The organism is Cedecea sp. Ae19-4, assembly GCF_059801165.1.
The window spans coordinates 2593209-2606988 of record NZ_JBCHWG010000001.1; the positions used below are offsets into that span (position 1 = coordinate 2593209).

General features: G+C 56.5%; 13 protein-coding genes. 6 read left to right on the forward strand and 7 right to left on the reverse strand.

The window, feature by feature from the left end:
• The first annotated feature begins 135 nt into the window (after positions 1–135).
• The 5 genes from ppiB to mnmH all read left to right on the forward strand — a co-directional run bounded on the left by ppiB (position 136) and on the right by mnmH (position 4293).
• Positions 136–630, forward strand: a complete 495-nt coding sequence (ppiB, locus tag AAIE02_RS12265; RefSeq protein WP_008460206.1) for a peptidylprolyl isomerase B — start codon at positions 136–138, stop codon at positions 628–630.
• The gene (gene lpxH / locus AAIE02_RS12270; protein ID WP_336706786.1) at positions 630–1352 is read left to right on the forward strand and encodes a UDP-2,3-diacylglucosamine diphosphatase; all 723 of its coding nucleotides are present in this window, start codon (positions 630–632) and stop codon (positions 1350–1352) included. The genes ppiB and lpxH overlap by 1 nt, the downstream gene beginning before the upstream one ends.
• Before the next feature lie 140 nt (positions 1353–1492).
• A complete protein-coding gene (purE, locus tag AAIE02_RS12275) occupies positions 1493–2002 on the forward strand; it encodes a 5-(carboxyamino)imidazole ribonucleotide mutase (protein WP_498532593.1) in 510 nt (169 codons plus the stop codon).
• Positions 1999–3069, forward strand: a complete 1071-nt coding sequence (gene purK / locus AAIE02_RS12280) for a 5-(carboxyamino)imidazole ribonucleotide synthase (protein WP_498532594.1) — start codon at positions 1999–2001, stop codon at positions 3067–3069. The genes purE and purK overlap by 4 nt, the downstream gene beginning before the upstream one ends.
• 126 nt (positions 3070–3195) lie before the next feature.
• A complete protein-coding gene (mnmH, locus tag AAIE02_RS12285; RefSeq protein ID WP_498532595.1) occupies positions 3196–4293 on the forward strand; it encodes a tRNA 2-selenouridine(34) synthase MnmH in 1098 nt (365 codons plus the stop codon).
• Here the strand turns inward: mnmH and AAIE02_RS12290 are convergent.
• The 6 genes from AAIE02_RS12290 to AAIE02_RS12315 all read right to left on the reverse strand — a co-directional run bounded on the left by AAIE02_RS12290 (position 4283) and on the right by AAIE02_RS12315 (position 11286).
• Positions 4283–5491, reverse strand: a complete 1209-nt coding sequence (locus tag AAIE02_RS12290; protein ID WP_498532596.1) for an MFS transporter — start codon at positions 5489–5491, stop codon at positions 4283–4285. The genes mnmH and AAIE02_RS12290 overlap by 11 nt on opposite strands.
• A gap of 584 nt (positions 5492–6075) precedes the next feature.
• Entirely contained in the window at positions 6076–6747 is a 672-nt protein-coding gene (locus AAIE02_RS12295) for a hypothetical protein (protein WP_498532597.1), read from the reverse strand.
• Between the two features lie 270 nt (positions 6748–7017).
• Complete coding sequence (locus AAIE02_RS12300; RefSeq protein WP_166990654.1) at positions 7018–7677, reverse strand: ABC transporter permease subunit; 660 nt, start codon at positions 7675–7677, stop codon at positions 7018–7020.
• Entirely contained in the window at positions 7670–8686 is a 1017-nt protein-coding gene (gene sfbB, locus AAIE02_RS12305) for a virulence-associated ABC transporter ATP-binding protein SfbB (RefSeq protein ID WP_008460219.1), read from the reverse strand. The genes AAIE02_RS12300 and sfbB overlap by 8 nt, the downstream gene beginning before the upstream one ends.
• A 52-nt stretch (positions 8687–8738) precedes the next feature.
• Positions 8739–9578, reverse strand: coding sequence for a MetQ/NlpA family ABC transporter substrate-binding protein (locus tag AAIE02_RS12310; protein ID WP_498532598.1), 840 nt, complete (start codon positions 9576–9578; stop codon positions 8739–8741).
• Positions 9579–9807: 229 nt separating this feature from the next.
• Positions 9808–11286: an MFS transporter gene (locus AAIE02_RS12315; protein WP_498532599.1), complete on the reverse strand. Its 1479-nt coding sequence runs from the start codon at positions 11284–11286 to the stop codon at positions 9808–9810.
• Between the two features lie 117 nt (positions 11287–11403).
• On the opposite strand from AAIE02_RS12315, the gene AAIE02_RS12320 reads away from it, so the two are divergent.
• Positions 11404–12417 carry a helix-turn-helix domain-containing protein gene (locus tag AAIE02_RS12320; RefSeq protein ID WP_498532600.1) on the forward strand — a complete coding sequence of 338 codons (1014 nt, stop codon included), beginning with the start codon at positions 11404–11406 and terminating at the stop codon, positions 12415–12417.
• 66 nt (positions 12418–12483) lie between these two features.
• Here the strand turns inward: AAIE02_RS12320 and AAIE02_RS12325 are convergent, their stop codons facing one another.
• Positions 12484–13635 carry a porin gene (locus AAIE02_RS12325; protein ID WP_008460227.1) on the reverse strand — a complete coding sequence of 384 codons (1152 nt, stop codon included), beginning with the start codon at positions 13633–13635 and terminating at the stop codon, positions 12484–12486.
• Positions 13636–13780: the final 145 nt, after the last annotated feature.

The window sequence follows — 13780 nt, forward strand, 5'->3', positions numbered from 1 at the left end:
TATCTTACCCGATTATTTTCCCCGACGGCAGTCTGCTTTGCATTACTGACTATGATGTAGCGTTATGCTATAACAGCGTGCTGGTACGACGGCACCGTTTGCCGCCGTACTCTCTGACACTCATAGGATGCAAGCATGGTTACTTTTCACACTAATCACGGCGACATCGTCATCAAAACTTTTGATGATAAAGCGCCTGTTACCGTTAAAAACTTCCTGGACTACTGCCGCGAAGGCTTCTACAACAACACCATTTTCCACCGTGTGATCAACGGCTTTATGATCCAGGGCGGCGGTTTCGAACCGGGTATGAAGCAGAAAGCGACCAAAGACACCATTCAGAACGAAGCGAATAACGGCCTGAAAAACACCCGTGGTACGCTGGCAATGGCTCGTACCCAGGCTCCGCACTCTGCTACCGCACAGTTCTTCATCAACGTGGCCGACAACGACTTCCTGAACTTCAGCGGCGAAAGCCTGCAGGGTTGGGGCTACTGCGTGTTCGCAGAAGTGGTTGAAGGGATGGACGTGGTTGAGAAAATCAAAGCCGTTTCCACCGGCCGCAGCGGTATGCACCAGGATGTACCGAAAGAAGACGTTATTATCGAAAGCGTGACCGTCAGCGAATAATGTCGACACTGTTTATTGCAGATTTACACCTCTGCCCAGAAGAACCGGCGATCACCGCCGGTTTTCTGCGTTTCTTAGCCGGTGAAGCCCGCCAGGCGGATGCGCTCTATATTCTTGGCGATCTGTTCGAAGCCTGGATTGGCGACGACGCGCCGGAGCCGCTCTACCAGCAAATCGCCGCGGCCATTAAAGCGGTGGTTGATACCGGCATTCCCTGCTATTTCATTCACGGCAACCGGGACTTTTTACTCGGCAAGCGCTACGCCAAAGCCAGCGGCATGACGCTGCTACCGGAAGAAAAGCTCCTCGATGTTTATGGCCGAAAAATCCTGATCATGCACGGCGACACGCTGTGTACCGACGACGCAGGCTATCAGGCGTTTCGCCGCAAGGTTCATCAGCCATGGCTGCAGAAGCTCTATCTCGCCCTGCCGCTGTTTATTCGCCAGCGTATTGCCGACCGGATGCGCGCCGACAGCCAGGCGGCGAATAATATGAAGTCGCTGGAGATCATGGACGTAAACCCGCAGGCGGTGGTCGACACTCTCACCCGCCACAACGTTCAATGGCTGATTCATGGGCATACCCATCGTCCGGCTATTCACGAACTTGAGGCTAACGGGCAACCCGCTTTCCGCTGCGTGTTAGGCGCGTGGCATAAAGAAGGGTCGATGATCAAAGTCACGCCGGAAAACGTCGAGCTGATTCATTTTCCTTTCTGACCTAAAAGCCCGCTTTTTTGCCGATTCGTTAACCACGCAACCGTTTTCCTTGCCGGGAGTTCGTGCTATTCTCTGAGCCCTTCTGATATGGGCGCCCGTCGCCCGATGATGTCTGCACACCCACAGGAGTTTTGAGACGCATGTCTTCTGAGCACACCCCGGCGCGTATCGCCATTGTTATGGGTTCCAAAAGTGACTGGGCCACCATGCAGTTCGCCGCTGAAATCCTTACCGCCCTGAATGTCCCTCACCATGTCGAAGTCGTCTCCGCCCACCGCACGCCGGACAAGCTTTTCAGCTTTGCCGAGCAGGCCAAAGCCAATGGCTACCAGGTGCTCATCGCCGGAGCCGGTGGCGCAGCGCACCTGCCGGGTATGCTGGCCGCGAAAACCCTGGTCCCGGTGCTGGGTGTGCCGGTTCAAAGCGCTGCTCTGAGCGGCGTGGACAGCCTTTATTCTATCGTCCAGATGCCGCGCGGCATTCCTGTCGGCACGCTGGCCATCGGTAAAGCCGGAGCCGCCAACGCCGCCCTGCTGGCCGCGCAGATCCTGGCCCTGCATGACGCCGACCTGAGCCAGCGCCTTGCGACCTGGCGTCAAACCCAGACCGACGAAGTGCTGGATAATCCGGATCCACGGAGTGAAGCATGAAGCGCGTCTGTGTCTTAGGTAACGGCCAGCTGGGGCGCATGCTCCGCCAGGCCGGTGAGCCGCTGGGCATCGCCGTTTACCCTGTCGGGCTGGACGCCGAGCCGGAAGCCGTGCCGTTCGCCCAGAGCGTGATCACCGCCGAGATTGAGCGCTGGCCGGAAACCGCGCTGACCCGCGAACTGGCGCGCCATAACGCCTTCGTTAACCGCGATATCTTCCCGATCATCGCCGACCGTCTGACGCAAAAGCAGCTGTTCGATAAGCTCGGCCTGGCCACCGCGCCGTGGAAGTTGCTCTCCGGCAGCCACGAATGGCAGGACGTGTTCAGCCAGTTGGGCTCTCTGGCTATCGTGAAGCGCCGCGTGGGCGGCTACGATGGCCGCGGCCAGTGGCGCTTACGTGCCGATGAAACCGACCAGCTGCCGGCAGAGTGCTACGGCGAATGCATCGTCGAGCAGGGCATTAACTTCTCCGGCGAAGTTTCTCTGGTAGGCGCGCGCGGCCACGACGGCAGCACGGTGTTCTACCCGCTGACCCACAACCTGCATCAGGACGGCATTCTGCGCACCAGCGTTGCCTTCCCGCAGGCCAATGCCGAACAGCAGCGCCAGGCCGAAACCATGCTCACCGCCATCATGCACGAGCTGGGCTACGTCGGCGTGATGGCGATGGAGTGCTTCGTCACGCCAGCCGGCCTGCTGATCAACGAGCTGGCCCCGCGCGTGCACAACAGCGGGCACTGGACGCAAAACGGCGCCTCTATCAGCCAGTTCGAGCTGCACCTGCGCGCCATCGTGGATTTGCCGCTGCCGCAGCCTGTCGTTAATGCCCCGTCGGTGATGGTGAACCTGATCGGCACCGACCTGAACTATGCGTGGCTGAAGCTGCCGCTGGTGCACCTGCACTGGTACGACAAAGACGTTCGTCCGGGCCGTAAAGTCGGGCACCTCAACCTGAACGACAGCGACACCGGCCGCCTGAGCGCCTCGCTGGAAGCCCTGGTTCCCCTGCTTCCGGCCGAATACGCCAGCGGCATCGCCTGGGCGCAGAGCAAGCTGGTGAAGTAAAACCGCACCTCGTCTGACCCTCTGTTTGACTTTAGAGGGTCAGACCATTTTCCCCCTTCCCCTTTCCTTTGCCCGACCAGAAGCGCACAATTCCCCCGTTTCGCCGCTTCAGACTAAGGTTATGCCATGGAAAAACGCCCCAACACGCAGGACTACGACCGCCTGCTGCTCAACGACATCCCGCTGATTGACGTTCGCGCCCCGGTAGAATTCGCTCAGGGTTCAATGCCCGCCGCGCATAACCTACCGCTGATGCTGGACGATGAACGCGCTCAGGTCGGAACGTGTTATAAGCAGCAGGGCCAACAGGCCGCCGTCGAACTGGGGCACCGTCTGGTCAGCGGCGAGCGAAAAGCCAGCCGAATAGAACGCTGGCTGGAAAGCTGCCGCCAGCAGCCCGAGGGCTATTTATGCTGCGCCAGAGGCGGAATGCGCAGCCACATCGTGCAGCAGTGGCTGCGGGAGAGAGACCTCGAGTACCCGCTGGTCACCGGCGGCTACAAAGCCCTGCGCCAGCATGCCATGCAGGTAATCGACACCCGTTCTCAGTCGCCGATGATTATCGTCAGCGGCAACACAGGCTGCGGCAAAACGATTCTGATCCGCTCCCTGCCAAGGGGCGTTGACCTCGAAGGGCTGGCGCACCATCGCGGCTCGTCGTTTGGCCGCACGATTGTCGCCCAGCCTTCTCAGGCCAGCTTCGAAAACAATCTCGCCGTCACTCTGCTGAAAATCAGTCCGACCGAATTGAAAACGCTGGTTGTAGAGGATGAAGGCCGGATGATTGGCTCCCGCCATATCCCCGAAGCCTTCAGGGAACAGATGCTGCGCTCGCCGATTGTGGCCATTGAGGATCCGTTCGAGCTGCGGCTGGAGCGCCTCAAAAACGAATACTTCCGGCAGATGAGCGAGGCGTTTTTATCCGTCAGCGAGGAAGAAACCGCGTGGCGCGATTACGCCGAGTATCTGCACCACGGTCTGTTTGCCATCCGCCGCCGCCTGGGCATGGAACGCTTTCAGCAGTTCACCGCCAGGCTGGACGAAGCCTTGTTGACCCAGAGGAAAACCGGCTCCTGCGAAGGCCATCTGGCCTGGCTGTCGCCGCTGCTGAAAGAGTATTACGACCCGATGTACCGCTATCAGCTCAGCCAGAAGGCCGACCAGATCGTCTTCCGGGGGGATTACCAGCAGGTCGAAGCCTGGCTGCGCAGCGTTAACGAGTAGCCGATTTTTCCCCGGAGGCGAGCGTCAGCCCTAGTCCGGTCACCGCCAGCCCAACCAGCGGAATGCCCACTGCCCACGGCAACGTAAACGCCAGCGCGAACAATGCCGTGCCGGTAGCCGGCCCCACCGATCCCTGCAGATCGCTCACCACCGAAAGTGCCGCCATGTAGGTCGCGCGCAGCCGCGCCGGGGCTAACTTGTTCACCGCCGTCGGGATCAGCGGGCCGGTCATCATCTGGGACAGAGAATAAAGGCAGACCGCCATCACCAGCGTGACGACGTGTGGATGAGCCAATAGCAAAACAAAGGCAGCGATCAGCGCCAAACCCGCACTGAGCGTGATAAACAATGCAGAGCGTCGGGCAAACAGCTTCGTTAAGGCCAGCTGGCCGACCGTGTTAATCCCCGCCCCGAACGCGAAAAGATAACCGATGCTTGCGGCGCTCATTCCCATCTGATTGCTGGCATACAGCGGCATGACGGCTTCCACCCAGCTCCCGGCCACGCCCAGCAGCAGCACCCAAATCAGCACCCCGGCCAGACGGCGATCCCGAAATGCGGGCAGCAGCGCGCTGAGCCCCTCTTCATCGTCGGCCTCATCGTCCACTCCAGCGGCCAACGGACGCGTTTCCGCCAGAGAGATCGCCAGCATCACGCCGCCGACCACCATTCCCGAACCTCCGGCCAGAAAAACGTAGCCCAGCCCCTCTTGCACCAGTACCGTGCCCAGCAGCGGCCCGGCAATCGCGCCTGCACCGGAACACACGCGCATGATGCTGAACTGGCGGCGGTGCTCCGAGGCTGGCGTGGCGTCCGCCACCACGGTGTAAATGGTCGGATGCAGCACCGATTCAAACAGGCCAATAACGATCAGCACAGCGGCGGCGGCAAAAACGCCGTGCGCAAAGAACAGCGCGATAAAGCCCGCCCCAACGCCGGTCGCCGAAATAATCAACACGGGCCTTCTGCCCACGCGATCGGCAATCCCGCCGATAAACGGCGCGGCCAGCAGCTCGCCCCCGGCATAGCAGCCGAACAGCAGGCCAATAAACTCCACCGGGATAGCGGCAGACTGCTGCGCCCACAGCGGGAAAAAAGGCACAATCGCGCCGTCGACCAGGCCAACGATGAAATAGAGGATAAAGCCCAGAACGTGGGGCTTGCGGTACGAAATAAGGGGGGATACAAAAATTGCCATTATGTTACCCAAGTACAATTACCCCGAATGCCGGGGAGAATATGTACGTTGGATAACGTTAACGTTTACGACTTGCGAGAAGCAGGAGCGATACTAGCCAATCGCAGGGGAAAGGGCAACTGTGAGATTTGGGGCAACCTGGATACAAATTTTCAAAGATACGCCGCCCCCTATGTCACCAAGTTCTCTGAACCGCAAACTATCACCCACACATCAAAACATCTGCGTGGGCTCGGAATAAACATGAAATCTAAATTCAGCTAAAGGTTACCAAAATCCAAATGAGCTTTATTTGGCAAAGAAAAAAAGGAAAGCCAATACTGTCATGATCGCCGCTGCCCATTTCCATTTTTTCGATTGCTCAAAGTAAAAAAATAGCATCTGAGATAGAGATATAAAGAGTAATATTACCCCTGAAAAAACGACACTATTATTGCTGCCATTACCTAATGACCCCCTGGGAAATGCCGAATCCATATCATATATGACATCATATTTATCAATCATAGATAAATACATCGCAACCATACACAATAGATAAAACAGAACAAGTACAACCCTAGTAAACACTCTCATTCTGCCCCCTACTGCAAAACCAGTCTGTTAAAGTGCGGCCAATGCTTGACAATAAAATCACCATATCGCGTATCTTTTTTTATATTTTCCAGACTCGGACTCGTACCACGGTTATATCTCGCCCCAATAATTTTCACATCATTAATACTAAGCCGCGAAGGTAACCTGTCATAGTCGGCAAGTTGGCGTAAATGCATAGCAGCAAGATTGATATTATAGGTGTCTTTTTCAAGGCACTGAGACAGGGAGCGAAGCTCTGATGTGCTCATTGTGTCAGCATCCAGCCCCATAGTTTGAGCGGCAGTACGCAACTGCATACTGACAAATCCAAACGAGGTTTTAGCCGGAAGGGAGGTTATTGTGAAATAACGATCGGTATACGCAGGCCCGCTCCAGTCTATGGCTCGAACCTCAAAAGCAAAACGATCTATGATATTTGGGTCACCGCCTACCTCTATCCAGCAAACACCCGCGAGCAATTCTGGCGGAAGTTTATAGCGAAACGCTGCAGCTCTGATAAGAGTACGATTTTTTTTGACCCATGCATCTTTAAAATCTCGGGCATAAGATCTGCCGCCGCCGAATTTTTCGGGAAGTATCTTCCAGCGAAAGACATCAAGAAAAGTCCATGATGGTGATTTCGTCATCCCTCTACATTGTTGGAAATTACGCATATCCATATAAAAATCTCCATTATTCGGGGGCGCTTCTTTTTCCGGCTTTGACCGGGTTTATCTTTTGCTCAACGCTCCGATCATACGGGATGGCTGCACAGTCATATAGATTAAAAATCAGGCAGAATGGAAAAATTCGAGGCGGCTCGCAGGAATGATGAAACGCCTTGGGGAATTGCAGTTTGGGGGTTTATCAGGCAGAAAACCGCCGGGAAATGGGCCTCACAAGCAGCTAAAAATCATATTGGCCGAACGAACGCCCGGCCAGAAAGAAGGTTAATGCCTGTCGCGCTTGTCCGCGCGTTTGGCGAGAAAGTCGCCAAACATTTGCACGATTTGCACCAGCACGATCAGCGCCACAACCGTGACCACCATGACCTGGGTTTCGTAGCGGTAATAGCCGAAGCGGATCGCGAGGTCACCCACGCCGCCGCCGCCGACAATCCCCGCCATCGCCGAGTAACCGATCAGGCTGACCAGGGTTATGGTTAAGCCGCGCAGCAAACCGGCGCTGGCTTCCGGCAGCAGCACGGTGCAGATGATGCGCATCGGGCTGGCACCAAAGGCTTCTGCGGCCTCAATAATGCCTTTGTCCACTTCCCGCAGCGCGCCGTCTACCAGGCGGGCATAAAACGCAATTGCCGCCACCGACAGCGGCACGGAAGCCGCAATCGGCCCGATGGTGTTGCCGAGCAGGAACTGCGTCAGCGGCAACAACAGCACCAGCAGAATGACGAACGGCACCGAGCGCACGATGTTCACCAGAACCGAGCTGATGATGTTCAGCGAACGGTTCTGCCAGAACAGATTGCGGTCGGTCACGAAGATCAAAAAGCCCAGCGGCAGGCCGCCGATGATCGCCAGCAGCGTGGAAATGCCCAGCATCTGGAAGGTTTCGCCAAAGGCAATCGTCAGGTCCGCGACTAAATCATCCATTCAGCACCTCCACACAGGCCGTATGTTTCCGAATATGGTCGATGGCATCCCCTACCGCCGCCGGGTTGCCGGGCGCGGTGATCGCCACCACCAGAATGCCCAGCGCGCGGTCGCTGATGTACTCAATTTTGCCGTGCAGAATGTTCACCGCCACGCCGTATTTCACCGCCGCGAAGGAGAGCACCGGCTGTTCGGCCGAGTCGCCGACAAACATGATTTTCAGCAGCGCGCCGCGCATGTTGTCCAGCAGGCGCACCGGCAACGTCAGGTTCAGCGTGTGGGACACCAATTGGCGGGTAAATTCATGCTGCGGATGCGCGAAGATGTCGAACACCTCGCCGGACTCCACCACTTCCCCGCCGGACATCACCGCCACGCGGTCGCAAATCGTTTTGATCACGTTCATCTCGTGGGTGATCAGCACGATAGTGATCCCCAGTTGCTGGTTGATCTTCTTCAGCAGCGCCAGAATGGTGGCCGACGTTTCCAGATCCAGCGCGGAAGTCGGTTCGTCACAGAGCAAAACATCCGGGTGGTTAGCGATGGCGCGCGCAATGCCCACGCGCTGTTTCTGCCCGCCGCTCAGCTGCACCGGGTAGCGGTTCGCTTTGTCGGCCAGGCCCACCAGCTCAAGAATTTCGGCCACGCGTGGGCCGATTTTACTGCGTTCCCAGCCTGCGGCTTTGAGGCTGAACGCCACGTTCTGCCTGACCGTCCGGGTGTGCATCAAATTGAAGTGCTGGAAAATCATGCCGATACGCTGACGCGCTTTGCGCAGCTCGGCCCCCTGCAGCGAAGTTACCTCAGTTCCAGCGATTTTTACGCGGCCTTCACTCGGGCGCTGGAGCGCGTTCAGAGTACGTAATAAGGTACTTTTCCCGGCTCCGCTGGTGCCGACAATGCCAAAAATCTCCCCCGCGCCAATGTGCAGTGAAACATCGTTCACCGCCCGACTGGTCTGGCTCCGGCCCGTGGGGAAGTCCACGCAGACCTTTTCAATCTCAATCATGACAACCTCAAATTAGCGACAAAAGGCAGGCATCCCGCCTGCCCGCTTTGCTCTATGACTTTTTATCGGCGGCAACCATCCAGTCCGGTTTCTGGAAGGCGTTGAAAATATTCTGCGGATCGTCGATCGCTTTTTCGTAGGCCGGGGATTTCACGGTCTCCACGATGTCTTTGGCGAACGGTTTATCCGCATCTTCGGCACGCACCGCGATGATGTTTTTGAGGTTCTCGTCCAGGTGTTCCTGTTTGAGTGCGGAAGAGAGTTTTAGCCCGGCGGCAATAGCAAAGTTACCGTTGACCAGCGCGGCGCTGGCGCTGTCCAGCGTGCGCGGCAGCTGTGCGGCTTCCAGCGATTTAAACACCAGGCCTTTCGGGTTGGTGGCGATATCGCGCTCGGAGGCTTTGGTCGGGTCAATGTTCTCTTTGATGGTGATAAGCTCCATGGACTGCAGGAAGCGCAGCCCACGGGCGAGGTTGGTCGGGTCGTTAGACAGGGTGACAATGTCGCCCTGCTTCAGCTCGTCCAGGCTTTTGACTTTATGGGAATAAATGCCCATCCCGGCGGTTGGTACGGTAATCAGCTTCGCCAGCTTGAGGTTTTTGTCGGCGGTGAATTTGTCGAAGTACAGCGAGTGCTGGAACAGGTTGGCGTCGATGCTGCCGTTGGCCAGCGCCATGTTGGGCTGCACGTAGTCGCTGAACTCACGCACCACGACTTTATAGCCTTTCTCTTTTAACGACGGGGCGATGGCCTGTTTGACCATATCGCCGTATGGCCCCGGCGCTACGCCGAAGACGATGGTGTGCGGGTCGCTGTTGGCCTGAGCAAACTGCAGGCCGCTGGCCAGAAGTAAAGCGCCGGTCGCCACGCGCCAGCCGAAATGATTTCCCATGGGTATTCTCCCTTACAGAATGATGTGTGGTGTCCTGAGGCGAGCCTCTTTCACGGGCCGCTTACTAAGTTGTTGATCCAACTGGACAGAATAAGATGGCACATTCCGTTAACAGGGTTAATTGAAAATATTTCATCTTGCTCGCAGGAGAAGGCGCGGCGGGCATGAACAGGGCTTTTGCGAATAACAACCAAGCAAAGCGGAAAACCCGCTTTGCATTGAGATGAGCTTAATCCGCGCAGGATTCCGCCCTTTTGCGCTTAACGTTTGTTTTGACATTGAACAGCAAATAACTCGCCAGCGACAAACAGCCCACGCCCACAGCGCCGTAGGCCAGCACGCCGGAAAAACCATTACTCAGCGCCTGAATAATCATGTCGCTGCTGAGCATGGCTCTGGTGCCGCCGGCTATTTGTTCTGCCAGGGCATACCTTTCGCTCACGCTGTCGATATGGCTCTGTAAGCTTTCGGCTATCCCCGCCACCAGCAGGCTCCCCATTAACGCAATATTTATGGCAAGGGTAATTAAGCGCGAACTGATATCAATCCCGGAAGCCATGCCCACGCGGTTAGCACCCACGGAGCCGGTGGTGGTGTTGGTGACCGGGGTATTGATTAACCCCAGCGCCATGCCCGAAAGTATTGCGCCGGGCAGTAAACTGACGTGATAGATAACGCCCAGCCTCATCAGCACAAATCCCAGGCCGATAGCAAGCAGCCCCAGCGGGATGATGCGTGCGGCCCCAAAGCGCAGCACGAGTTTTTCACCGACCGGCGGCATTAATAGCGTGGGCAAGGTGTAGGCCAGCAGCGCCATGCCGGTCTCCATAATGCTGTAACTCTTCCCAATCTGGTAATAAACCGGCAGATAAATCATCAGCGGCCAGAAGCTGAAATTCATCCCCACAGATCCCATTAGCGCCCCGGAGAAAGGCCTGATCCGAAAGACGGAGAAATCAAACATAGGATGCGGGTGGCGTAACTCAATAATGACGAACAGCGCCAGGCTGATAAACGTGCCCAGCAAGATGAACTCGGCTTCACGGCTGGTCCAGCCGATGCTCCCGCCCTGGGTGATGAGCCACGTCGCCCCCACCACGCCCACGCTCAACGTCATCAGGCCAGCGACATCCAGCGGTTTCGTGGTATTTTCCCGCGACTCGACGACATTTTTCAGCGTCAGGGCCAGGGTGAGCAGCGCAATAACGCCGTGGATCAGAAATACCCATTGCCAGCTAAACCACGCCTCCAGCACGCCGCCGATGACGGGGCCAAAGCCCAGTCCAAAACCAAATGTGATCCCCCAGGCGGAAAACGCCCGGCTGCGCGCTTTTCCTGCCGGAAACTGAACCGACAGGATGGCAATCAGGCTGGTTAACATCGCCCCGCCGCTTAGTCCCTGCAAAAAGCGCCCCACAATAAGCCATTCCGGCGTCCGGGACAGGCCACAGAGGATCGACGTCAGGCCAAACCCAATAATGCTGATAATAAAAATACGCTTGCGGCCATATTTATCCGCCAGCGTCCCCGTGGCCATCAGCACCGCGGTGCAGGAGAGTGTGTAAGCATTCATGATCCATTGCAGTTCACGGAAATTGGCCTGCATCTGCTTTTCCAGCACCGGCAGGATAACCGGGACGCTGGATATTTCCAGGCCCGACATCAACGCGGCTAAGCAGACCGCCATCAACGCTAAGAGATTTTTCATACTGATTTCCTGCCAAACGTTAAGAAGGTGCCAGCATGAAAGATTCGGGGTGGAGTAGAAATCGACGCTCAGGTCAGATATCGTCAAGATCGTGCCATTTTTAGAGACAGGACAACCATGCCAGGCATCTCTCCAGATCAAGACCGCACTTTTAGACCGAAAAATCGACGGCTGGTTGTGCTGGCCTATCAGTGTCTCTGCACTTTTGAGTTTGGGATTGCCGTCGAAGCTTTTGGCCGCGTGGACGAAGTGCTCGGCCAGCCTCTCTATGACTTGCGCGTCGCGTCGTTAGAGAACGGCGTTTTTGACGCTCAGGGCGGCGTGCGTTTAGTGGTGGATGGCGGGCTGGAGCTGCTGGAAGACGCAGGAACCATTGTCATCCCCGGCTGGCGAAATGTTTTTGAACCGGCCCCGGAGCCGCTGATTGCCGCCTTACAATGCGCCCATCAAAACGGTTCCCGCATAGTGTCGATTTGCGCCGGCAGTTTTATTCTCTGCGAAACAGGATTACTGGACGGCAAGCGAGCCACCGCCCACTGGAACAGCACCGAGATCCTCGCGAACAGGTTCCCTGCGGTACAGGTGGAGCACAGCATGATCTACGTCGATGAGGGCAGCCTGATCACCTCCGCAGGCGGTGCCGCGGGGGTCGATCTCTGCCTGCATCTTATTCGTCGTGATTACGGGATTGAAATCGCCAACCGGACTGCGCGGCGCATGATTACGCCCCCGTTACGGGAAGGCAGCCAGGCACAGTGGGTCCAACAGCCCGTACCTAAACGCAGCACCAAAAGTCTGGCGCCGTTGCTGGACGACTTGCGCCACCATCTCAATGCGCCCCTGGTGATTGAGCAGTTAGCCAGGCAAGCGGGCATGAGCCGCCGCACCTTCATCCGCCGGTTCAAAGATGCCACCGGCACCACGCCGGGCGAGTGGATGCTCAGCCTCCGGCTGGAAAAGGCTTGTGCGCTGCTGGAAAGCGAGAAAATCAGCATTGACCAGGTGGCAGAGCAGTCTGGATTCGGCTCAGCGGAAACACTCCGGCATCACTTCAGGCTGCGTTTTAAAACCACGCCCACAGAGTGGCGCAAAGCCTTCAGGGCCCGAACATGCTTACCCGTTTCTGAATAGATAAAAAATAAGGCAGGAAACGCTGAATGAGGCGGGCAGCAAGGCTGCCACCCGCCAGAGGCACGATTAGAAATCGTAGCGCAGACGAACCAGGTTCATGTCGCCCAGGTTGTCGGTGCTGGAGGTGAAGACGTGCTCGTAGTCCACCTGGAAGCCGTAATCCAGCTTGAAGCTCACGCCCACACCGTTGTCGATACGCTGGTAGCTGCGGCCGGTCACGTACTGCAGACGGTCACCCATGAAGTATGGCTGTACGGATTTCACCGCGTACTGGCCAACCGGGATGGTGTAACCCGCGAAGTACTCGATGCCCCACGCGTCGCCGGAGAAGTAGTTGTTCACGTCTTTCAGCTTGGTGGTCAGGAAGTTCTGGTACCAGCCGCCGCCGAAGCTAAACGTCCAGTTGTCCGGTTTCCAGCTCAGCGCCGTACCGTAGATGTTCTGGTTGTAAGACTTGCTGTCGCCGTCGGTCGGGTTACGCATGTCGGCACGGGTGTAGTTCCATGCGGTACCCCAGGTCAGGTCTTTGGTGATGTGGTAATCCACGCCCAGAGAGCCGCCGCCTTTACGCTTGTAGCGCATGCCGTTGGTGGCACGGATGTCGTGATCTTCAAACAGGTAAGAAGCGTACACGTCCGCATCGCCGAAGGTGTTTTTGTACTTCAGCATGTTGCGGGAACGGTAAGAACCGTCGTAGTCGCCGTTCATGCCGTTACCTGGAGCCTGACCGATCATGTCGTAGTCCCAGATATCGGTTTTCGCGCCAACCACATCATAGTAGATGCTGTTTTGCTGGCCGTAGGTCAGCTGACCCCAGGTTTTGCTTTTCAGACCGGTGTACAGCATACGGCGAGTGGTATTGTTCGCGCCTTCTGCATAGTGGTTGTCCCACTCGAAGACCGCCGGAATATTCACGCCCAGCTCGTAATAGCTGATCCAGCTAATATCATCGAACAGATAATAATCGGCCGCGAAGCGGAAACGGGTGCCGCCATCAAAGCCATTACGTTTGTAAGAGCCTTTATCGCCGTCGCCGGACATCATATTAAACTGTGGACGAATACTGCCGCCCACGGTGAAATTGAGGCGGCTGAGCGGGTTACCGGCCTGCGGATCTTGCTTCAGGACAGTGATTTCTGCGTTAGCAGCGAAAGATGCCATACCTGCAAGCAGGCCGGCCCCAATCAGTAATGGTAAAGCGCGCAAATTTGCTTTCATGTGGATCCCTGGTAAACGTATTTATTATAAGCGGGGGCATATTAACGCTTATTAAGTCCGATTTCTGAGGGATTTTTATTAATTCGTGCGGTTATCCATCAGTCTTTTCTTAATAGATATTAAAAAAACACCAATAAATGCAGAA

Excerpts from the sequence above, each read along its gene's own strand:
- mnmH (WP_498532595.1), top strand. The coding sequence starts at position 3,196 with ATGGAAAAACGCCCCAACACGCAGGACTACGACCGCCTGCTGCTCAAC.
- AAIE02_RS12300 (WP_166990654.1), bottom strand. The coding sequence starts at position 7,677 with ATGGATGATTTAGTCGCGGACCTGACGATTGCCTTTGGCGAAACCTTC.
- purK (WP_498532594.1), top strand. The coding sequence starts at position 1,999 with ATGAAGCGCGTCTGTGTCTTAGGTAACGGCCAGCTGGGGCGCATGCTC.
- ppiB (WP_008460206.1), top strand. The coding sequence starts at position 136 with ATGGTTACTTTTCACACTAATCACGGCGACATCGTCATCAAAACTTTT.
- purE (WP_498532593.1), top strand. The coding sequence starts at position 1,493 with ATGTCTTCTGAGCACACCCCGGCGCGTATCGCCATTGTTATGGGTTCC.
- sfbB (WP_008460219.1), bottom strand. The coding sequence starts at position 8,686 with ATGATTGAGATTGAAAAGGTCTGCGTGGACTTCCCCACGGGCCGGAGC.
- lpxH (WP_336706786.1), top strand. The coding sequence starts at position 630 with ATGTCGACACTGTTTATTGCAGATTTACACCTCTGCCCAGAAGAACCG.
- AAIE02_RS12315 (WP_498532599.1), bottom strand. The coding sequence starts at position 11,286 with ATGAAAAATCTCTTAGCGTTGATGGCGGTCTGCTTAGCCGCGTTGATG.
- AAIE02_RS12325 (WP_008460227.1), bottom strand. The coding sequence starts at position 13,635 with ATGAAAGCAAATTTGCGCGCTTTACCATTACTGATTGGGGCCGGCCTG.
- AAIE02_RS12310 (WP_498532598.1), bottom strand. The coding sequence starts at position 9,578 with ATGGGAAATCATTTCGGCTGGCGCGTGGCGACCGGCGCTTTACTTCTG.
- AAIE02_RS12290 (WP_498532596.1), bottom strand. The coding sequence starts at position 5,491 with ATGGCAATTTTTGTATCCCCCCTTATTTCGTACCGCAAGCCCCACGTT.
- AAIE02_RS12320 (WP_498532600.1), top strand. The coding sequence starts at position 11,404 with ATGCCAGGCATCTCTCCAGATCAAGACCGCACTTTTAGACCGAAAAAT.
- AAIE02_RS12295 (WP_498532597.1), bottom strand. The coding sequence starts at position 6,747 with ATGGATATGCGTAATTTCCAACAATGTAGAGGGATGACGAAATCACCA.